Below are 19,158 nucleotides of genomic sequence, written 5' to 3'. Positions count from 1 at the left end.
TGTTAAAAAGGAATCAACTCTCTGTTTAGTAAATTTTTAATAGAACTTCAAAAAGAAAATAATTCTCATTTGTTTTTAAAAAGTTCACGTTTTATCCTTATTTAGCTTTTATAATTGCTGCAATTTTCCTCATTTATCAGCTCACTATGCCAAAAATAAAACCGTCTAAAATAGTTGTCGCCATAGTCAGTATTCTTGTTATTGCAGTCACCGCCTGGTTCTTTTTAAAACCAAAAGAACAAGCGCCGCAATACATTAGCAGTGAAGTCACGCGTGGCGATATTGAAGACTCTGTACTTGCAACCGGTGTACTTGAAGCCACCAAAATGGTCAGCGTCGGGGCGCAGGTTTCAGGTCAGGTGAAAAAAATGTATGTGCAATTGGGTGACCAGGTGAAACAGGGTCAGCTGATTGCGCAAATTGATTCGATTCGTCAGGAAAATGACCTGAAAACGGCTGAAGCAAGCATTAAAAACCAGCAGGCTCAACTGGCAGTCAAACAGGCAAACTTGGCTAAAGTTCAAGCGGAATATCAACGCCAGCAAGCCATGTATGCGCAAGATGCAACTTCTCGTGCAGAACTTGAGGCTGCATTGGCCAGCTATAAAACTGCCCAAGCGGAAATTTTGGCCATTAATGCCCAGATTGAACAGTCGCGCTTAACCCTGGCAACAGCCAAAGAAGACTTGGGCTACACTCGGATTGTTGCACCTATGGATGGCACCATCGTGGCCATTGTGACTGAAGAAGGTCAAACCGTTAACGCCAATCAAAGTGCACCGACCATTGTCAAACTGGCCAAGCTCGACAACATGACGATTAAAGCTGAAATTTCTGAAGCTGATGTGATGAAAGTTGAAGAAGGTCAAACCGTATATTTCACCACCTTGGGCAATAGCGATAAAAAACATTATGCCAAACTACGCCAGGTAGAACCGGCACCGAACTCTATCAATACAGAAAGCAATAACTCATCCACTTCATCTTCAAACACGGCTGTGTATTACAACGCCCTGTTTGATGTACCCAATGAAGATGGCAAACTGCGTATTGATATGACTGCGCAAGTGTATATAGTCCTGGCTGAAGCAAAAAATGTATTGACTGTACCAGCAGCAGCCTTGCAAAGTTCAAATCGCCCTCAAGGCAAACGTGCTGATCGTAATGCAGACCAGGTAAAACAACAAAATCAGACTGATCATGATCAAGCGCAAACTGACCGCCCTAAACGCTTGCAACTGTCTGCGGAAGAAAAATCACTGATTGAACAAGGCAAGGCCTCCATGTCGATGGTCCGTGTAGTTCAGCCAGATGGTACGGCCAAACCGCAACCTGTTTTGGTCGGCTTGAACAACCGTGTCACTGCTCAAGTAATTAAAGGCTTAAAGCCAGGTGACCAAGTGGTGATTGCAGATGCTTCAGATACCTCAAATGATGCTGCCAAACGCAGTAACCGTGTAGGTGGTGGTGCCGGGCCAGTGAGAATGTAATCATGAGTCAAGATCAACAGCCTTTGCTCAAGGTCACAGATCTGACTCGTGAATTCCCCGCTGGGGAAAGCACCATTCAGATTTTAAAGGGCATTAATTTAGAGATTTATCCCGGAGAACTGGTCGCGATTGTCGGGCAGTCCGGTTCGGGTAAATCCACCCTGATGAATATTTTGGGATGTCTAGATCAGCCGACCTCCGGGAGCTATCAGGTCAAAGGGCGTGAAACACGTCAATTAGAAGCAGATGAACTGGCACAATTGCGCCGTGAATATTTCGGTTTCATTTTCCAGCGTTATCATCTGTTGGGCGATTTAAGCGCGGCAGCTAACGTTGAAGTTCCGGCCATTTATGCAGGTGTCGATGCCTCTGCCCGTCAACAGCGCTCCACCCAGCTGCTCTCGGACCTGGGATTGGCTGAAAAGACCCAAAACCGCCCCAGTCAGCTTTCCGGTGGCCAGCAGCAGCGTGTTTCCATCGCACGTGCCTTGATGAACGGCGGTGACGTGATTCTGGCCGATGAACCGACCGGTGCACTGGATAAAAACAGTGGTATTGAGGTGATGCGTATTTTGCGCGAGCTGAATGCCAAAGGTCATACCATCATCCTTGTTACCCACGATCATAACGTTGCCAAAAATGCCTCACGTATTATTGAAATTAGTGACGGCAACATTATTTCAGATAAACCGAATGTACCTGGAATTGCCACAGATGAAGTTTTAGAAAAACAGACCTTAGAACAAACTGCACAGAAAAAAACATCTTCTTGGCGCTCTGCGGCGGACCGGCTAGGCGAAGCCTTTCATATGGCACTGCTGGCGATGAATGCGCACCGCATGCGTACCTTCCTGACCATGCTCGGGATCATTATCGGGATTGCATCGGTGGTATCTGTAGTCGCACTGGGCAATGGTTCACAAAAAAAAATTCTGGAAAATATCAGTAGTCTCGGCACCAACACCATTACCGTCTATCAGGGTCGTGGATTTGGGGATAACTCCAAAACTTCCCAGGCAAAAACCCTGGTTCCTGCCGATGCTGATGCCTTGGCCGAACAGCCCTATGTCGATGGGGTCAGTCCTTCAGTCAATAGCAGCGTCACTGCCCGTTTTAAAGATACCGAAGCTTCTGCCACAGTGAATGGTGTCAGTGAAGACTTCTTTTATGTAAAAGGTATGAACTTTGCCTCAGGACAGCCTTTTGACAAAGAAGGCGTGACTGAACGTGCTCAGGACGTGGTGATTGATGACAATACCCAAAAGACGTTTTTTAGTGATGGTACCGACCCTGTCGGTCAGGTCATTCTGTTGGGCAGTGTTCCCAGTCGTATCATTGGCGTAGTTGAAGCACAAAAATCGATGATGGGTAATTCAGACAGCCTGAATGTTTACCTACCCTATTCCACAGTGATGAGCCGTATGTTAGGACAGGCAAATGTACGTAGCATCATTATCAGGGTCAAAGACGAATACCCAAGTGCGGCAGCTGAAAATGCCATTTTAAATTTATTGGTACAACGCCACGGCGCACAGGATGTGTTTACCCAAAATGCAGACAGTATCCGTGAAACTATTCAGCAAACCACACAAACCATGACCTTGTTGGTGTCTGCAATTGCAGTAATTTCCTTGATTGTCGGCGGTATTGGGGTTATGAACATCATGCTGGTCTCTGTAACTGAACGTACTAAGGAAATTGGCGTGCGTATGGCCGTCGGTGCACGGCAAAGTGACATCTTGCAGCAGTTCCTGATTGAGGCGGTACTGGTCTGTATTTTAGGCGGAATATTGGGGGTGCTTTTATCTTTAGGTATTGGACAGCTGTTTAGTCATTTTGCTGGCGGTACCTTCCAGATGGCTTATTCCACCACCTCTATTGTAGCGGCCTTTGTCTGCTCAAGCATGATCGGGATTATCTTCGGCTTTATCCCTGCCCGTAATGCAGCACAGCTCAATCCTGTCGATGCACTTTCTCGAGAATAAGGATACCTAGAATACAAATGAATTTTACCAAACTTATTGCTAGTCTTATTTTAACTGGCTCACTGGTCGGTTGTGCTGCGGTGGTTAAAACACCGTACGAACAGCCTGCCGTGAATATTCCAGGCAGCTTCCAGAATAGCAAAGCACTCAGTCAGCAGGTGCATGCCGATGTCTATGCCGATCAATGGTGGACCTTATTTGGCGATGCGCAGCTGAACCAGCTGGTCAATCAGGTTTTAACCAGCAATAGCGATCTGGTGGTTGCCGGCATTAATTTGCAGCAGGCACGTTTACAGGCCGGTTTGGCGAAAAACCAGCAAGGCCCTCGGGTCAACTCCAGTGTTTCCGCTGGACATACATTTGATCTGAATTCAGGGGATGATGCTTCACGCGGCTTGTCTTTAAGTGGCGGCGTAAGCTATGAACTGGATTTATTCGGCAAACTGGCACGTCAAACCGAAGCCAGCAGATGGGAAGCTTTAGCGACTGAACAGGATTTGCAAGCTACTGCACAAAGCCTCATTGCCACTACGACCAATTTATACTGGCAGTTAGGTTATTTAAATGAACGCTATCAAATTGCCGGACAAAACCTAGCCAGTACGCAAAAAACCTTTGAGCTGGTGCGCAGCCAATATCGTGCCGGCGCGGTTTCCGGTCTAGATTTAACTTCTGCGGAACAATCGGTGCAAAGTCAAAAAGCGACCTTAAGCCAGATTGAACAGCAGAAAGTCGAAACCCGAACAGCATTGGCAGCGTTGATGCATCAACCTGTACAGCAGCTCAATATTGCCGAACCGCAACGTTTACCGCGTATTGCCCTACCGGCTATTTCTGCAGGTTTGCCAGCAGAGCTGTTGTCACGTCGTCCGGATTTACAAACCAGTGAACTGCGTTTACGCAAGGCACTTGCCACTAAAGATGCCACCAAAGCCAGTTATTATCCTTCCATTAACCTGACCGGAAACCTGGGCTCTTCCAGCACATCTTTAACCAGTCTCTTGCAAAATCCGGTATTAACTTTGGGTGCCAATCTCAGCCTGCCGTTCCTGCAATATAACGACATGAAAAAAGATCTGGCGATCAGTAACCTGGATTATGAAAAAGCGATTGTCCAGTACCGTCAAAACCTGTATCAGGCCTTTGCCGATGTGGAAAATGCCTTATCTGCCCGTACCGAATTAAACAAACAGGTGGCACTGCAAGAACGCAATGTACAGCTTGCAGAGAAAACCGAGCATCTAACTGAAGTACGTTACCGCAATGGTGCCATTGCCCTGAAAAACCTGCTTGATGCGCAGGAAACCACGCGTAATGCCCGTTTGTCTTGGGTTCAAACCAAACAGAGCCAATACAATGCCTATGTCACCTTGATGCAGGCTTTAGGCGGCAGTCCAGTCAAACCGTTGCCTTAAGTTAAAGGTGAAATAAAAAAGATGCCATTTGGGCATCTTTTTTATTTCAGAAAAATTTCTGAGAAAATGTTCTGTTTAGCTATTTTTAACTTTTTAAAAAGTTAAAAGCTCGGGCGGTAATATTTATAGATCAGGCCTTTTTCATTATAAACATCATAACTTCTTTGCTTAAAGTCAGATACCCATTGCTTGCCGTTAAATCCTGCAATATGTCCATACACATGTTTGCCAGTTCGATCAATAATATAAATATCACCTTCTTTCGGGGCATCGAACTTAGGATTAATTTCTCGATAACCAATTTTCATCAGGGTATTTCCCCAGTCTGCCGCAGCGACGGGATGACTTTGAAATCTTGCACCCGCCGACTCCAAGGCAAGTCTGATACTTTTGGCACATTTTTGTGAACTGCTGGTTGAAGAAACGGACTGCAAGAAATCGGTGAATTTACTGATATCAATTCGCTGGCCATTCTTTGCAAGCACATTCTTTTTAGCTATGGCCTGCCCAGTCTGAAATTCTGAAGATTTTTTCGATTTTTTACCCGATTGGGAACGAATTATGATGTTTGCCTGAACAGGAGCATAAACTTCACTCATGTTTACATTATGATCATAAACCATTCTTTACCAAACACTCCTAAGCCTGACACTACCGGCTTTTCACTCATTTCGACGGCAAGATGGTAACCCCTAAAATGTGATTTTTCATATAACAAATGTAATTAAATATAAATAAATTACCGATAAGTGAGTTAACTGACTATTTTTTGTAGTTTTTTATCATCCAATACTGCTGATAAATTTATTTTATCCTCACTCCATCCACATTGCGCTGTCATTGAAATCCGGATTTTCAATTGATAAATTGCTGGGATTGAACAGAATAAATACACAATCTGGCGTTCAGCAGATCATGTATTGCTTTCTCCACACATGCTTTACTTCATTTAAATGATGAACCCATGTTTTTATTCTTGGCTATTGGCAGGCCTATCAGATTTTTTATCAAGCCCGGGAAAAATACATTCAATAAAATGTAATCCATTTTCCTTCCCCCTATAACTTTTAATTAAACACCGTCAAGATTAGGCCCTAGTATTTATACCACTTTGCAAACACCAACAAAAAACATATAAATCATTTATTTATAAAAATTATCACCATATTTTAAACTTGCTTTCTCCCTTAATGGATACAGTTTCCTCCCCGGTAAAAAAAGGCTAATATGTGCCACAAGAAATTCACAATATTATGAGAGAGACATGCGTCAATATTTAGACCTTTTACAACATATCCTGGACAACGGTGGCGATAAAGGCGACCGCACGGGCACAGGTACACGTTCAGTATTCGGTCACCAAATGCGCTTTGATCTTTCTCAAGGTTTTCCTTTATTGACCACCAAAAAAGTGCATTTTCGTTCCATCGTGATTGAACTGTTGTGGTTTCTCAAAGGCGATACCAACGTTAAATATCTGCAAGACAACAAAGTTACGATTTGGGATGAATGGGCTACTGCAGAACAAACGGCGCGTTTTGGCCGTCCTGAAGGTGAATTGGGTCCGGTTTATGGTCATCAGTGGCGTAATTTTGGCGCAACCAAAAAAGAAAATGGTTTATATGAACAGGATGGTTTTGACCAGATCACATGGCTGATCAACGAAATTAAAACCAATCCCAATTCACGCCGTTTAATTGTGTCGGGCTGGAATCCGAAAGAAGCGGGAACGGTTGCCCTGCCACCCTGCCATACCCTGTTCCAGTTTTTTGTACAGGACGGCAAGCTATCCTGCCAGTTGTATCAGCGTAGTGCCGACGTATTTCTAGGCGTTCCATTTAATATCGCCAGCTATGCCCTGCTCACACACATGATTGCGCAAGTTTGCGGTTTAGGTGTAGGCGACTTTGTCTGGACTGGTGGCGACACGCACTTATATGTGAACCATTTTGAACAGGCTCAATTACAACTTAGCCGTGAACCTTTGCCGCTTTGCCAATTGAAACTGAATCCAGAAATTAAAGATATCTTCGCGTTTAAATTTGAAGATATTGAAATTGTCGGCTATGAATCGCATCCCGGCATTAAAGCGCCAGTAGCGGTTTAATTTTTTCTCATTCATCATTCCACTTAAATTCCTAATCCCCCTAATTCCCCCTTTAAAAAAAAGGGGGAATTGAATAAAAAAATCCGGGAATATAATCAGATAAGGCGAACTTTATGACCTTCCAAAATTTAGAAGTTGTGCATGTTGTGGCCATGGATCAACAGCGCTGCATTGGCAAAAATAATGACCTGCCTTGGCACATTTCAGCTGACCTCAAACACTTTAAGGAAATCACCCAAGGCGGTGTGGTGGTCATGGGACGCAAGACCTTGGAGTCTATGGGCCGCACTTTGCCAAAACGGGTCAACTGGGTCATTACCCGTGACACCGACTGGTCATTTGAAGGCACCAAAGTAGCCTACTCTATTGAAGACGCCTTGGCTCAAGCCGTTGCCGATGTTAAAGCATCAGAAAAACCTGAATCAATCTTTGTGATTGGCGGCGGTGAAATCTTTAAACAGACCATGAACATTGCCGACCGTTTAGAGCTGACCCATGTTGAACTAGACGTTCAAGGCGATGCCTACTATCCGGAAATTCCAGCTGAATTTAAAAAGGTCGTCTCAGAACAACATATTGATGACAAAACTGGAATTGCTTTTGAGTTCGCAACGTACCGAAAATAAAGGCAATAATTATAGATAACAGTCAAATATGCATAATACTGGAACAAGAAAATTCCTTCTTGCCTTGGGCATGGTGCTACTCCACACTGCGTTCGGTCTGTTCGTTATTATGTCCTCTATTTGGCTGTGTCTGGCCTTATGGTTTCAGCAACCCTTTGGCGGCTTAGTCACACGATTACTGATCGGCATCTGGATCGCTTTTGCCTTAAGCATACTCGGCCTTTATATCACCCAATATGTTTTGAACCGTCAGACTGATGTGCTGATCTATGTTCTGTTCTTTCTTGTCGGCTTATTCTGGTATTTTGGTCTGCAAGCCAGACAGGATCGTGAATGGAATCCGGAAGTTGCCCAAATACTATCTTATGAGCAACAGGGCAATCTGGTTACACTGCACAATGTACGCAATTTTAACTGGCATGCGGATGGCAGTTATGATGAACGTTGGGAAACCCGGCAGTTTGATTTAAACCAGATTAGCGGTGTAAATATTATTACATCGTACTGGATGGGACCACGCATTGCTCATACACTGGTCAGTTTCGATTTTACCAACAGCCCGCCACTGACCTTTTCAATTGAAATTCGTAAACAGAAAAATGAAGAATTTTCCACGTATGGCGGTTTTTTCAGAAAATATGAACTCAGCCTGATTGCAGCCGATGAAAAGGATCTGATTTATACCCGCAGCAATATTCGTGGCGAACAGGTCTATTTTTTTCCAATTAATATGCCAAAAAGTGAAATACGTGCCCTGTTTGAAGAATATCTGCATAAAGCCAATGAATTAAAACATCAGCCAAAATGGTATAACAGCCTAACCAGTAACTGCACCACGCTGGTATTTGACATGGTACAGGCAATATCCAAAAGACCTTTCCCAACAGATTACCGCCTGCTGGCTTCAGGATATTTACCTAATTACCTCTATGACTTGAATGCCATTTCCCATGACTTAAGCATGAAACAGTGGTATAAGATTGCCTACATTAACCCGCGCGTCAGCCAGTTAAAGAATATCTCCAGCACACAATATTCACGCCTGATTCGTCAGGGCATCCCCGCATCGATAACAGACGAATCAGCTGAATTTTAAAATTAAAAATATAAAAAACATCCATTTAATCCTAGTGAAAAACCTGTTTTTTTGTTTATATAGACTCCAAGTTAAACCAAAAATGAGAACTCCAATATGTTAAAAAAAATATTTGCTATTGGCATACTGGGCACTGCTATTGCTTTGACAGGTTGTGAAACCACACCAAGTGCATCTGCTACCATTGAAACTGCCAATTTAGTGCAACTGCAAAACCGTAGCTGGATTGCCACCCATATTGGCAATACCGCAATCAAGACAGCACCGACTGCACACAATATTCCAAGTTTACAATTTGATGCCATAACTAAACGTGTCAGCGGTGCCGATGGCTGCAATCGTATTATGGGCAGCTATGCATCAGGTCGAGATACCCTGGTGCTCAGTCAAATGGCAGGGACTAAAATGGCCTGTCTGGAAAATAACAATCCGTCTGAACAATTTAATGCAGCCTTGGCTAAAGTAGCCCACTATCAGGTTTTCGGGAAAACGCTTAAATTGCTTGATCGCTACGGCAACGTACTGCTGCAATTTACCAGTCCGGTGCAACTACGTTAAACTGCTCAAATAAAAGCCTGAAAGCTCAGGCTTTTGTGTTTAAAATGTTTCAATACATTTTAGCTTCATAGAAAGCCTCTATATTAAAAACAATAAGCAAATACAGGATCAAACTATGCAACAGGCCTTATTCGGTGGTGGATGCTTCTGGTGTGTCGAAGCCGTTTTTTTACAGTTAAAAGGTGTGAAAAAAGTGGTCAGTGGTTATGCTGGTGGCCATACTGAACATCCGAGTTATGATGATATTTGCCGTGGCGATACCAACCATGCCGAAGTCATTCTGATTGATTATGATGAAACGCAAATAAGCTTCGTTCAGCTGTTAGATGTCTTTTTTACCACTCATGATCCAACGACCTTAAACCGTCAAGGTAATGACATCGGCACTCAATATCGTTCTGTGATTTATTATTTTAATGATGAACAGCAACAGCAGGCACAACACACAATTGATGCCCTGAAAACAGAAGGTCTCAATATTGTGACTGAGCTAAGCCCTGCACCGCAGTTCTACCCTGCCGAAGACTATCACCAGAATTTCTTTGCCCGCAATCCTGCGCAAGGCTACTGCAATTTCACCATCCCTCCGAAATTAATGAAATTGCGCAGCAAGTTTCAGGACCTGCTGAAACCGGAATAAGCGACTGTGTAGAAAATTCTAGCCATAAAAAAAGCGACCTTTAAGGTCGCTTTTTTAAAGGATCAGATTAGTTATCAGTCGCAAAGGCAATATCGCTGAGCCCGGCTTCGCTCGCACGAGACATCACTTGTGCAACCGTATCATAACGTGATTCTTTATCTGCTTTCAAAATAATGGTTGGCTGACGCTGTTCCTGACCCGCTTGGTTAAATTTCGTCTGCAATTCATCAAGCGTGAGCACCTTGCCATTCCAGGCAACCTCTCCACTGGCATTAATACTGATGGTGACGTTTTTAGGCGGCAAATCCGTAATATCTGCTGTGGTTTTAGGTAAGGTTAATGGAATTGACGGGTTAGCAACGGTTGCTGTCACCAGGAAGATGATCATCAATACCAACATAATATCGATCAGTGGAATGAGGTTCATCTCATTCATACCTACATCGTTGTCTTCGCCCAATTGAAAGCCCATTAAGCCTGACCTCCCACCAGATTGTTTGTTGCTGCTTTAGTTTCTACCTGAGCTGCACTGTCCTGTTGCAACATGGTATCAATCAACAAACTGTGTGCCTGATCTTGTAACTCGTGTGACAAACTTCGATTGGCACGGGTACACATGTTATAAGCCAGTACCGCAGGAATCGCGACAGCCAAACCCAGACCGGTCATAATCAAGGCTTCACCAACAGGTGTCGCCACTTGAGCCAAGCCTGCCTGACCACTCTTACCTACTGCAACCAGCGCGTGGAAAATACCCCAAACCGTACCAAACAAACCTACAAACGGTGCCAGTGAAGCAATGGTACCCAAAACTGCCACACCTTTTTCAGCATTGGATTTTTCAGCTGAAATTTGACGCAACAACGCCTGTTCTGCCACAGCTTTACGTTGTTCAAAATTCAAAGCTGCAAATTTTGCTTTTAACTTGCTTAACGCTTGAGAAAGTTGAGCATAAGCTTGTTGTTTCAGTTGGCGAGTCCCCATTATACGTAAAATGAAGATGGTCCATGTCGCAATCGACATTGCCAATAACACGAAATACAGGGTTTTACTCACTGCATCAGCATGTTGCCAATAAACTGAAAAGTTCATACTCGAACTCCTAATAAATGTTAGCCGCGTGGATTCACTGTCAATTCCAATGGGAGGTTAGCCTTGATTGGATAAGCCACGCCATTTTCTTTGTACGGTTTGAATTTGGAACTACGCACAGAGCGTAAAATCTTTTCATCTAAAGCAGGAACACCCGTCGAACGTACTATATGCGCTGAGGTAATTACCCCTTTTTCATTCGCTTCAATATACACCATGGCTGTACGCGTTTGCCCTTGCAGATCGCTATTGCTATAGGATGGTTTTGGCGAACGGCTCCATTGCACGCCTGAACCACCAATCACAACATTTTTTGGTGATGGCAATGCAGGAGGCGCAACCGGTGCAGGCGGTGTAACTGGCGCAGGTGGAGGTGTCACTGGTGCGGGTTTCACCACTTTGGTTTCAGAAATCGTGGTCGTTACTGTCGGTTTCGGTGGTGCTTCCACCGGTTTGATCACGGGTCTCGGTGTTTCTGCTTTTTTAACTTGTTGAACCTTTTCTACCTTTTTCGGTGGGGGTGGAAGCTGTTTTTTTACAATTTCAACCTGTTTCACTTCTTTCGGTTTTGGGGGTTCTTTTTTCGGTTCCGCTTTAGGCTTTGGTGGTAGCGGTTTTGCTGGCCCTTGAATTTTTACAAAACGCACCTTTAACGGTTCTTTTTCAATCGGTTTCAGTTCCGGAGTTTTCATGTGCCCTACCGCCCACAACACGCCCATGTGACCCACCACTACCGCAAGCAAGGCAGTGATCATTTTCTTTTTCATTGGATTGGGAGTTTGCATCTTTAGAGCGGAGGATTGACTCATTAAAATCAGTTACCTAATTTAAGCGATTGTAGATCTATAAAGATTTCAGCAATCAGGCTCATCGGTTAGTACAATTAAAGCACTCCAATAATAAATGAGAAGTGTTTTCATTTGCAACTATTAAAATGCCCGTTTTGATAAGTTTTTTGAATCGAAAACGAAAAAGGCATGCCTAAAACATGCCTTTTAAACCAGTATTTTTAGCAATATTTATTGAAAAACAACTGTTTTATTGCCATCCACAATAATACGGTCTTCCAGATGCCATTTCACTGCACGGGCCAAAACATTGCGTTCCACATCTTGTCCAAGTTCACGGAGCTGATCAACGGTGAAATCATGGTTCACGCGTTCCACATCCTGTTCAATGATCGGGCCCTGATCGAGGTCAGCAGTCACATAATGCGCTGTTGCACCAATCAGTTTCACCCCTTTATCATAGGCCTGTTTATACGGGTTCGCACCGACAAAGGCTGGCAAGAAGGAATGGTGGATGTTGATAATTTTCATTTCCCAGTTTTTAACAAATTCTTCATCCAGAATTTGCATATAACGCGCAAGAATCAGTAAATCGTTGCCCTGCATGATTTCATCGATTTTGGCATAGGCTTCACGTTTATTTTCTTTATTCACCGGCACCACTTCAAACGGAATACCAAAGTTTTCTACCGCTTCACGCAAGGTGTCATGGTTGGAGACCACTTTGGTAATTTCACATGGTAAACCGCCACGCGCATGACGCCATAACAGCTCAAGCAAGGCATGATCGACTTTAGAAACCAGAATCCCGACTTTTTTCACATCACTGACCAGTGCCAGACGCCAGTGCATGTCATAGCGTTCTGCCACATTGCTGGCAAAAGTCTGGGTTAAACTTTCTTTACGGCTTTGCAAATTTTCCAGTTCAAATTCAACACGCATGAAATAACGTCCGCCCTGAGCTTCAGTCGCGTATTGATCAAGTGCGGTAATATTTGCTCCCTGATGATACAAAAAGCTCGAAACAGCTTGCACGATACCTGGTTTATCTTCACAAGTAATCAGTAAACGTGCCGTGTTAGCAGTGGACATATTCATGTTGGTTAATATCACTAATCAGTTAAATTGAAAAACAAGCAGAGTATTCTAACGCTTTTTTTAGGCTTTCTAAATAGGCTAGCCTGCATCATGTTTTTTACTGGACGATAAACTTTCAAAAAGCTCTGAAGGGCCGAGCGTTTCAAGTAAATGTTCATAAGTTTGACGGCTTTCACCACGCAGATAAGCCCCTTCCAGAAATACCATTTGACGTAATGCCTGCCACACCCATTTTTCTTCCAGATGGTTCGAATCGGTAATATGACCTGACATATACAGGAAGTTGGTCCAGTTGGTCAAAACAATCCACAAGTTAATAATCAGGGCTTCAATTTCTGAGTCTGTCATTTCCATTAAGCCCGCATTCACGAAAGCTTTATAGATTTTTTGCCCCTGCTGCATCACCTGTCCGGCAAAGCGTGGATACATTTTTCTAAAATCTTCATTATTTTCAACCAAATGATAGACATCACGATGCAAAAAGCGATAGGCCCAAAGCTGGCTGCTCAGCACCTGAAAATAACGAATTTTATCGTTGGCATCAAGCGGACGATCATCAGGCAATGCCAGCATCTCCAGAGTTTCGCCTTGATACTGCTCCATTAACTCTTTGATGATTTCGTTTTTATTGCGAAAATGGTAATACAAATTACCCGGGCTCATATTCAGTTCAGCTGCAATATGATTGGTTGTTACCGAACGCTCACCGCGTTCATTAAATAACTGTAAGCTGAGCTGTAAAATACGTTCTTTGGTTTTCACCGTTTTGGAGTGAGACATCCTAAAGTAACCATTCATTCAATAGGTTAGCGAACTAACACATAAAGTAACTTGACTATTTAGAGTTTTTACTCTAAAAATTAAATTAATCGCTTTTTATTCAATGGTAGCAGGTCATGAACAGTCAGACAAAAACAACTTCAATGACACCACATTCGTTTAATATTCAGCACTTACATGACGTACTAGAACAGCAAAAGCACGCTTACCTGCGTCATTCCTTTCCATCGGCAAAAGAGCGGATTGACCGTTTAGCACGCCTCAAGCGTATCTTAGTTAAATATCAAGATCAATTTGCTGAAGCAATTAATCAAGACTATGGTAACCGTTCTATTGGTGAAACCAAAATCGGTGAACTACTCACCTGCCTTGAACAGATCAGATATTATAGCAAGCATTTGACCGGCTGGATGAAACCTTCGAAGCGTCATGTTGGAATTATCCATCAGCCAGCAAAAGCATGGGTGCAATATCAACCCTTGGGTGTGATCGGGATTATTGCCCCATGGAACTACCCATTATTGTTGTCGGTTGGTCCGCTCATTTGTGCAATTGCCGCTGGTAACCATGCCATGATCAAGATTTCTAGTGCCTCCAGTCATTTTGGTCGTGCCTTGGAAAAAGCCTTGGGTGAAGCATTTCCGACCGAACTGGTTGCGGTGATTAATGGTGGCGGACCAGTTTCCGATGCTTTTAGCCATTTAGCCTTTGATAAAATTGTTTTTACCGGTTCAACCGAAATTGGTAAAACCGTAATGGCAGCAGCTGCAGAAAACCTGGTGCCGGTAATTTTAGAACTGGGCGGCAAATCACCGGTACTGGTTCATCCTTCTATTGATTTGCAAGATGTGGCACAGCGCCTGGCTGCAGGTAAACTGTGGAATTCAGGTCAAACCTGTGTGGCACCGGACTATATGTTCCTGCCTAAAGGTAAAACCGCCGAATTTGTTGAGCATTTTAAAGCCTGTGTGGAAGAGATGTATCCAAGTATTGAATACAATCAGGATTACACCTCGATTATTAATGACAAACAATACAACCGCCTGCAGGGCTATCTGGAAGATGCCCGTACCCATGGCGCTAAAATTATTGAATTAAATCCGGCACATGAAGATTTAAGCAAGGTTCGAAAAATTGCGCCAACCGTCGTGACCGGTGTCACAACGGAAATGCGGATTATGAAAGAAGAAATTTTTGGTCCGATCCTTCCTATTCTGGAATATGATCAAATTGACGATGTGATTGACTTTATTAATAGCCGTCCTCGTCCACTTGCATTATACTATTTCGACTTTGATCAGGCGCGTGCCGACTATGTCGCACAGCATACTCATTCAGGGCATTTCGGACAGAATATGGTATTAACCCATGTAGCACAGGATGACTTACCTTTTGGTGGGGTCGGTGCTTCAGGTATGGGTAAATATCATGGTCCAGAAGGTTTCTTCAGTTTGTCGCATGAACGGTCAGTAATGTCTAATCCAAAGCTGTATAGCTTAAAATTCATTCTCCCACCGTTTAACAAGCCGATTCACAAACTGATTTCCAAGACCCTTCTTCGATAACTGATCAAGGCATGATCTATCACACATGATCATGCCGCGTTTTTCTTAAATTCGCTTGTCTTTTAAGCGTATTTTTGGTATAAAACGCCCCTTGAATGATTTCATCCGTTTACTTTTAATGACTAGCCGCACAATCGGTGCTGTCTAGCAATGGAGTTCACCATGTCTAAGGTTTGCCAAGTTACCGGCAAGCGTCCAGTCGTTGGAAACAATGTCTCGCACGCCAATAACAAAACCAAACGCCGGTTCGAGCCGAACCTGCATCACCACCGTTTCTGGTTAGAAAGCGAAAAACGTTTCGTACGTATTCGTTTAACCACTAAGGGTATGCGTATTATCGACAAATTGGGCATTGAAAAGGTTGTTGCTGATCTTCGTGCTCAAGGTCAAAAGATCTAAGGAGTCAGTACAATGCGTGATAAAATTCGCCTAGTTTCTTCAGCTGGTACAGGTTATTTCTATACTACGACTAAGAACAAACGTACTATGCCGGAAAAAATGGAAATCAAAAAATTTGATCCAAAAATCCGTCAACACGTAATCTTCAAAGAAGCTAAAATTAAATAATTTTGACTTCTTGAAAAAAGCGGCCCTTCCGGGTCGTTTTTTTTTGCATTTTTTTTACCCGACTTGTTACACTTCTAGGCATTCTTTTTTGGCATTTTTTGTGCTTATTCTTTTTTACCCTTAACTTTGGCTCAAGCTTAAGGAGTCTTTAGTGCCTCATGATATAGATCTGATTATATTACTTGCCGTTGGCTTTGGACTGGCACTCATTTTTGGCTATATTGCTGCACGTATTCGTCTTCCTCCCCTAATTGGCTATTTAGTTGCGGGTATTGTGATTAGCCCGAATACGCCAGGCATTGTGGGCGATATTCATCTTGCCAACCAGCTGGCTGAACTGGGGGTCATGTTCCTGATGTTCGGGGTTGGTATGCATTTTTCCTTAACCGACCTGATGCAGGTACGCCGTATTGCCTTACCAGGTGCAGTTCTGCAAATTGCTGTAGCAACCTTGCTTGGTATAGGCGTAACGATGATCTGGGGCTGGAGTTTTGGCTCTGCACTGGTGTTTGGTCTAAGCCTGTCCTGTGCCAGTACCGTGGTCCTCCTGAAAGCCTTGGGAGACCAAGGTCTCATCAACTCTGTAAATGGCAAGATTGCCGTGGGCTGGTTATTGGTTGAAGATCTGGTCATGGTGCTGGTACTTGTACTGCTCCCTGCCACTGCAGTTTTACTGGGTGGAACAGCAATTTCCGGCTCAGACCCAAATGCCAATATCTGGATGACTTTAGCTGTCACCCTATTGAAAGTAGCCGGCTTTATTGCCTTTATGCTGATTGTAGGTAAACGTCTGGTACCCTGGATTATGCAGATCGTTGCTCGTCTGGGATCGCGTGAACTGTTTACCTTGACCGTAGTAGCTGCTGCGGTTTCTATAGCCTTTGGTGCTTATAAGGTTTTTGGTGTATCGATGGCACTGGGTGCATTCTTCGCCGGGATGGTGGTCAAAGAGTCCGATTTCAGCCATCGTGCCGAAGAAGAAACTTTACCCTTACGTGAAATTTTCTCAATTTTATTCTTTGTGTCAGTAGGCATGCTGTTTGATCCCATGATTTTAGTGCAGCAGCCCTGGCATGTTCTTGCCGTGGTGGCCATTATTATGATTGGCAAGACTATCGCGGCAATGGCACTGGTGCTGTTCTTCCGTTATCCAATTAACACCGCTTTAACAGTGGGTGCCAGCCTTGCACAAATTGGCGAGTTTTCTTTTATTTTGGCGACCTTAGGCGTTTCACTAAATCTATTGTCTTTAGAAGGACAAAACCTGATTTTAGCCGGTGCACTTATCTCCATTACCTTAAATTCATTTGTGTTCTCTGCCATTGAACCGGTACAAAACTGGATTCGTGAACGCTCACATTTGGCCCGCTTGCTTGAACGTAGTGGTGACCCGCTGTCGATGTTGCCAGATGAAGTCTCACAAGAATACTTGCGTGATCAGGTGGTGATTGTTGGTCATGGTGAGGTGGGACGCCGCATTACCAAAGCCTTAATGCAGCAAGAAATTAAAGTGGTAATTGCCGAAGAAAACCGTGAGATCGTTGAAAGCCTACGTGACAAAGGCATTGCAGCGGTATCCGGACACGCGACCGAAGCCGGGGTACTCATTCAGGCGCATATCCAGCATGCACGCCTGCTGGTACTGTCTCCAATGGATATTCTGGATATCCATAAAATTGTCGACATTGCCAAAACCTTGAATCCACAAATTCAGGTGTTGGTATGTGCCGAAAGCAAGGAAGAAGCTGAGGTGATCCGTCGTGAAAATATCGGTCAGGTTTATTTTGCCAAAGAAGAAATGGCTATCAACATGACCAACCATATTTTAAACCAGATCCAGATTGCGCATCATCAAGCACCGACACACTAATCTTCAATTCATAAAAAAGCGCACCAAAGTGCGCTTTTTAGGTTTAAACAAGCTTAACTCAGATACTTCGGCTGTTCATCCATGATTTCAGCCTGCCACTCATTGACCTGCTTTTCCATCATGGCAAACAAAGCCGCCTGCATCATGTGCTGGGCAATTACCTGCGTTTGATCACCAAGTAACGCTTTGACCTGATCATTAAACTGAATCTTGACCAGCGGTTCTTTTTCAGAGCCTGCATTTCGCAATGCCAACTCACCACCTTCAAGTTGAACAAGTTCTAAAATCGCTTCTTGACTACCAAATAATTCTTTCAAATGTTCTATAGACATATATCCTCCATGTTCAACATGGTGGCAAAGGGCTGTTGCACTTTGCATTACTTAGACTATTTATATAAGGTCGATGACAGAAACTTCAAGAGTACCGGTGCTAAAGTTTAAAATTCAACCATCTCATTACGAAACCCGTCAATTAACTGGGTCAGGTCACGATGCCATTCACGCAGAATTTTGGTATCCGGCAACCAGGCTTGAGGGGTTTGGGTCACTTTAATAATCAGGTTGGAAGATGTTTCATCTTCAGGTTCTGGAGCACTCGGTTCTGGTGCATATTGACACATACGGTAGGCACGTTTTAGCTCGGCAATAAAACCCTGTTTCGCCAACTGCTGCATCACAGTCACTTCAGGCGAAATCTGCCCTTTTTCTGCCATATGTTCTTCAATCGATTTCAAGGTCGGAGCAAAGTCATTTAACCGGTAGTAACGAACCAGTTCCTGCAAAAATGCCAATACTGCACCATGCAAATGAAATACCGCCGCTTCACGATGTGCCTGAGCTTGCTGAATATGGTCGGTTTGTTCCGCTTGTTGACATGCAAGACGTGCAAAATACAGTTTCTGATTGGTACGATCGGCATGAAAGCGAGCAACACGAGACATGGTGATTTCCTAAGATTTGGCGTGATTACACCGTTAAGATTAAACGGTCTTTCAGAAAAATTACAATAAAAATTGTGGAAGATTCATTTCAATGAGTGAGATATAGAGTGTCACTTCAATGATCATGGATGATTTCAGCCAGAATAATTTACATCCTTCCAGATCAAAAGATGGGGATTCAATAGACCAATTCAACCTGATCAAAGCCTGGTTATTTCATCCATAAAAAAAGGAGCATCGCTCCTTTCATTCTTTATTCTGCTGCTGGCTTGTCTTCAGCCTGTTTCACACGAATCCCCGCTCCATGCAAACGCAGGGTATTTAAGCCTTTAATCGCTTTCACCGCTTCACGGCCATGTGGCATTTCCACAAAAGCAAAACCCTTTGATTTACCTGTTGCAGCATCTAAAACCAAGGTGCATGAATCTACCGTGCCATATTGCTTGAACAGTTCAAGCAATTCAGCTTCTGTCACTGTACGTTCTAAATTACGAACTAAAATTTTCATCTGATGACCTTTAAATAGGCTAAAAAAACC

20 protein-coding genes and 2 pseudogenes are annotated in these 19,158 nt (G+C 43.6%); 13 read left to right on the top strand and 9 right to left on the bottom strand.

The annotated features are described in order from the left end of the window. Positions 1 to 146 precede the first annotated feature (146 nt). The 4 genes and pseudogenes from B9T38_RS02860 to B9T38_RS02850 form a co-directional block, all read left to right on the top strand. Positions 147 to 1,128 (top strand): annotated as a pseudogene (locus B9T38_RS02860) (efflux RND transporter periplasmic adaptor subunit); the annotation flags it as partial. Positions 1,129 to 1,190: 62 nt separating this feature from the next. After that, a pseudogene (locus tag B9T38_RS17175) lies at positions 1,191 to 1,490 on the top strand (permuted SH3 domain-containing protein); the annotation flags it as partial. Positions 1,491 to 1,492: 2 nt separating this feature from the next. Then, positions 1,493 to 3,475, top strand: coding sequence for a MacB family efflux pump subunit (locus tag B9T38_RS02855; RefSeq protein WP_086195348.1), 1,983 nt, complete (start codon positions 1,493 to 1,495; stop codon positions 3,473 to 3,475). A 17-nt stretch (positions 3,476 to 3,492) separates the two neighbouring features. Beyond that, positions 3,493 to 4,890: an efflux transporter outer membrane subunit gene (locus B9T38_RS02850; protein ID WP_171263148.1), complete on the top strand. Its 1,398-nt coding sequence runs from the start codon at positions 3,493 to 3,495 to the stop codon at positions 4,888 to 4,890. A gap of 101 nt (positions 4,891 to 4,991) precedes the next feature. Here the strand turns inward: B9T38_RS02850 and B9T38_RS02845 are convergent, their stop codons facing one another. After that, the gene (locus tag B9T38_RS02845; RefSeq protein WP_086195346.1) at positions 4,992 to 5,513 is read right to left on the bottom strand and encodes a CHAP domain-containing protein; all 522 of its coding nucleotides are present in this window, start codon (positions 5,511 to 5,513) and stop codon (positions 4,992 to 4,994) included. Positions 5,514 to 6,154: 641 nt separating this feature from the next. Between B9T38_RS02845 and thyA the strand changes: the two genes are divergently transcribed. The 5 genes from thyA to msrA all read left to right on the top strand — a co-directional run bounded on the left by thyA (position 6,155) and on the right by msrA (position 9,917). Further along, positions 6,155 to 6,997, top strand: coding sequence for a thymidylate synthase (thyA, locus tag B9T38_RS02840; protein WP_086195345.1), 843 nt, complete (start codon positions 6,155 to 6,157; stop codon positions 6,995 to 6,997). 113 nt (positions 6,998 to 7,110) lie between these two features. Then, positions 7,111 to 7,623, top strand: coding sequence for a dihydrofolate reductase (locus B9T38_RS02835; RefSeq protein ID WP_086195344.1), 513 nt, complete (start codon positions 7,111 to 7,113; stop codon positions 7,621 to 7,623). Between the two features lie 28 nt (positions 7,624 to 7,651). Next, the gene (locus B9T38_RS02830) at positions 7,652 to 8,719 is read left to right on the top strand and encodes an Lnb N-terminal periplasmic domain-containing protein (RefSeq protein ID WP_086195343.1); all 1,068 of its coding nucleotides are present in this window, start codon (positions 7,652 to 7,654) and stop codon (positions 8,717 to 8,719) included. A 96-nt stretch (positions 8,720 to 8,815) separates the two neighbouring features. Next, positions 8,816 to 9,277 carry an META domain-containing protein gene (locus B9T38_RS02825; protein ID WP_086195342.1) on the top strand — a complete coding sequence of 154 codons (462 nt, stop codon included), beginning with the start codon at positions 8,816 to 8,818 and terminating at the stop codon, positions 9,275 to 9,277. A 115-nt stretch (positions 9,278 to 9,392) separates the two neighbouring features. Then, positions 9,393 to 9,917, top strand: coding sequence for a peptide-methionine (S)-S-oxide reductase MsrA (msrA, locus tag B9T38_RS02820; protein ID WP_086195341.1), 525 nt, complete (start codon positions 9,393 to 9,395; stop codon positions 9,915 to 9,917). Positions 9,918 to 9,984: 67 nt separating this feature from the next. Here msrA and B9T38_RS02815 read toward each other — a convergent pair whose 3' ends face one another. The 5 genes from B9T38_RS02815 to B9T38_RS02795 form a co-directional block, all read right to left on the bottom strand. After that, positions 9,985 to 10,389, bottom strand: a complete 405-nt coding sequence (locus B9T38_RS02815; RefSeq protein WP_086195340.1) for an ExbD/TolR family protein — start codon at positions 10,387 to 10,389, stop codon at positions 9,985 to 9,987. Further along, the gene (locus B9T38_RS02810) at positions 10,389 to 11,009 is read right to left on the bottom strand and encodes a MotA/TolQ/ExbB proton channel family protein (protein WP_086195339.1); all 621 of its coding nucleotides are present in this window, start codon (positions 11,007 to 11,009) and stop codon (positions 10,389 to 10,391) included. The genes B9T38_RS02815 and B9T38_RS02810 overlap by 1 nt, the downstream gene beginning before the upstream one ends. Positions 11,010 to 11,029: 20 nt before the next feature. Further along, complete coding sequence (locus tag B9T38_RS02805; RefSeq protein WP_086195338.1) at positions 11,030 to 11,818, bottom strand: energy transducer TonB; 789 nt, start codon at positions 11,816 to 11,818, stop codon at positions 11,030 to 11,032. Between the two features lie 210 nt (positions 11,819 to 12,028). Beyond that, positions 12,029 to 12,895: a formyltetrahydrofolate deformylase gene (gene purU / locus B9T38_RS02800; RefSeq protein WP_086195337.1), complete on the bottom strand. Its 867-nt coding sequence runs from the start codon at positions 12,893 to 12,895 to the stop codon at positions 12,029 to 12,031. Positions 12,896 to 12,973: 78 nt separating this feature from the next. Next, on the bottom strand, positions 12,974 to 13,675 hold the full coding sequence (locus B9T38_RS02795) for a TetR/AcrR family transcriptional regulator (RefSeq protein ID WP_086195336.1): 702 nt from the start codon (positions 13,673 to 13,675) through the stop codon (positions 12,974 to 12,976). Positions 13,676 to 13,791: 116 nt separating this feature from the next. Between B9T38_RS02795 and B9T38_RS02790 the strand changes: the two genes are divergently transcribed. From B9T38_RS02790 to B9T38_RS02775, 4 genes are all read left to right on the top strand, one after another. Next, complete coding sequence (locus tag B9T38_RS02790) at positions 13,792 to 15,240, top strand: coniferyl aldehyde dehydrogenase (RefSeq protein WP_086195335.1); 1,449 nt, start codon at positions 13,792 to 13,794, stop codon at positions 15,238 to 15,240. A 162-nt stretch (positions 15,241 to 15,402) separates the two neighbouring features. Next, positions 15,403 to 15,639, top strand: coding sequence for a 50S ribosomal protein L28 (gene rpmB, locus B9T38_RS02785; protein ID WP_086195334.1), 237 nt, complete (start codon positions 15,403 to 15,405; stop codon positions 15,637 to 15,639). Positions 15,640 to 15,651: 12 nt separating this feature from the next. Next, the gene (gene rpmG, locus B9T38_RS02780; RefSeq protein WP_001205031.1) at positions 15,652 to 15,807 is read left to right on the top strand and encodes a 50S ribosomal protein L33; all 156 of its coding nucleotides are present in this window, start codon (positions 15,652 to 15,654) and stop codon (positions 15,805 to 15,807) included. Positions 15,808 to 15,958: 151 nt separating this feature from the next. Further along, on the top strand, positions 15,959 to 17,677 hold the full coding sequence (locus B9T38_RS02775; RefSeq protein WP_086195333.1) for a cation:proton antiporter: 1,719 nt from the start codon (positions 15,959 to 15,961) through the stop codon (positions 17,675 to 17,677). A gap of 53 nt (positions 17,678 to 17,730) precedes the next feature. On the opposite strand, the gene B9T38_RS02770 is transcribed toward B9T38_RS02775, so the two are convergent. The 3 genes from B9T38_RS02770 to B9T38_RS02760 form a co-directional block, all read right to left on the bottom strand. Further along, positions 17,731 to 18,009, bottom strand: a complete 279-nt coding sequence (locus tag B9T38_RS02770; RefSeq protein ID WP_086195332.1) for a hypothetical protein — start codon at positions 18,007 to 18,009, stop codon at positions 17,731 to 17,733. 107 nt (positions 18,010 to 18,116) lie between these two features. Then, the gene (locus tag B9T38_RS02765) at positions 18,117 to 18,620 is read right to left on the bottom strand and encodes a DUF6586 family protein (RefSeq protein ID WP_086195331.1); all 504 of its coding nucleotides are present in this window, start codon (positions 18,618 to 18,620) and stop codon (positions 18,117 to 18,119) included. 253 nt (positions 18,621 to 18,873) lie between these two features. Next, a complete protein-coding gene (locus tag B9T38_RS02760) occupies positions 18,874 to 19,128 on the bottom strand; it encodes an RNA recognition motif domain-containing protein (RefSeq protein WP_086195425.1) in 255 nt (84 codons plus the stop codon). Positions 19,129 to 19,158: the final 30 nt, after the last annotated feature.

The organism is Acinetobacter sp. ANC 4218 (assembly GCF_002135245.1).
Lineage (GTDB): Bacteria > Pseudomonadota > Gammaproteobacteria > Pseudomonadales > Moraxellaceae > Acinetobacter.
Note: the sequence above shows the minus strand (reverse complement) of the source record. Positions and strands in the feature narration are given on the sequence as shown.

What these genes read in the sequence shown, in the direction of transcription:
- B9T38_RS02830 (WP_086195343.1), top strand. Translation starts at nt 7,652, where the DNA reads ATGCATAATACTGGAACAAGAAAATTCCTTCTTGCCTTGGGCATGGTG.
- B9T38_RS02810 (WP_086195339.1), bottom strand. Translation starts at nt 11,009, where the DNA reads ATGAACTTTTCAGTTTATTGGCAACATGCTGATGCAGTGAGTAAAACC.
- rpmB (WP_086195334.1), top strand. Translation starts at nt 15,403, where the DNA reads ATGTCTAAGGTTTGCCAAGTTACCGGCAAGCGTCCAGTCGTTGGAAAC.
- B9T38_RS02805 (WP_086195338.1), bottom strand. Translation starts at nt 11,818, where the DNA reads ATGAGTCAATCCTCCGCTCTAAAGATGCAAACTCCCAATCCAATGAAA.
- B9T38_RS02770 (WP_086195332.1), bottom strand. Translation starts at nt 18,009, where the DNA reads ATGTCTATAGAACATTTGAAAGAATTATTTGGTAGTCAAGAAGCGATT.
- B9T38_RS02795 (WP_086195336.1), bottom strand. Translation starts at nt 13,675, where the DNA reads ATGTCTCACTCCAAAACGGTGAAAACCAAAGAACGTATTTTACAGCTC.
- B9T38_RS02850 (WP_171263148.1), top strand. Translation starts at nt 3,493, where the DNA reads ATGAATTTTACCAAACTTATTGCTAGTCTTATTTTAACTGGCTCACTG.
- B9T38_RS02825 (WP_086195342.1), top strand. Translation starts at nt 8,816, where the DNA reads ATGTTAAAAAAAATATTTGCTATTGGCATACTGGGCACTGCTATTGCT.
- B9T38_RS02835 (WP_086195344.1), top strand. Translation starts at nt 7,111, where the DNA reads ATGACCTTCCAAAATTTAGAAGTTGTGCATGTTGTGGCCATGGATCAA.
- thyA (WP_086195345.1), top strand. Translation starts at nt 6,155, where the DNA reads ATGCGTCAATATTTAGACCTTTTACAACATATCCTGGACAACGGTGGC.
- B9T38_RS02765 (WP_086195331.1), bottom strand. Translation starts at nt 18,620, where the DNA reads ATGTCTCGTGTTGCTCGCTTTCATGCCGATCGTACCAATCAGAAACTG.
- B9T38_RS02815 (WP_086195340.1), bottom strand. Translation starts at nt 10,389, where the DNA reads ATGGGCTTTCAATTGGGCGAAGACAACGATGTAGGTATGAATGAGATG.
- B9T38_RS02790 (WP_086195335.1), top strand. Translation starts at nt 13,792, where the DNA reads ATGAACAGTCAGACAAAAACAACTTCAATGACACCACATTCGTTTAAT.
- rpmG (WP_001205031.1), top strand. Translation starts at nt 15,652, where the DNA reads ATGCGTGATAAAATTCGCCTAGTTTCTTCAGCTGGTACAGGTTATTTC.
- B9T38_RS02855 (WP_086195348.1), top strand. Translation starts at nt 1,493, where the DNA reads ATGAGTCAAGATCAACAGCCTTTGCTCAAGGTCACAGATCTGACTCGT.
- msrA (WP_086195341.1), top strand. Translation starts at nt 9,393, where the DNA reads ATGCAACAGGCCTTATTCGGTGGTGGATGCTTCTGGTGTGTCGAAGCC.
- B9T38_RS02845 (WP_086195346.1), bottom strand. Translation starts at nt 5,513, where the DNA reads ATGGTTTATGATCATAATGTAAACATGAGTGAAGTTTATGCTCCTGTT.
- B9T38_RS02760 (WP_086195425.1), bottom strand. Translation starts at nt 19,128, where the DNA reads ATGAAAATTTTAGTTCGTAATTTAGAACGTACAGTGACAGAAGCTGAA.
- purU (WP_086195337.1), bottom strand. Translation starts at nt 12,895, where the DNA reads ATGAATATGTCCACTGCTAACACGGCACGTTTACTGATTACTTGTGAA.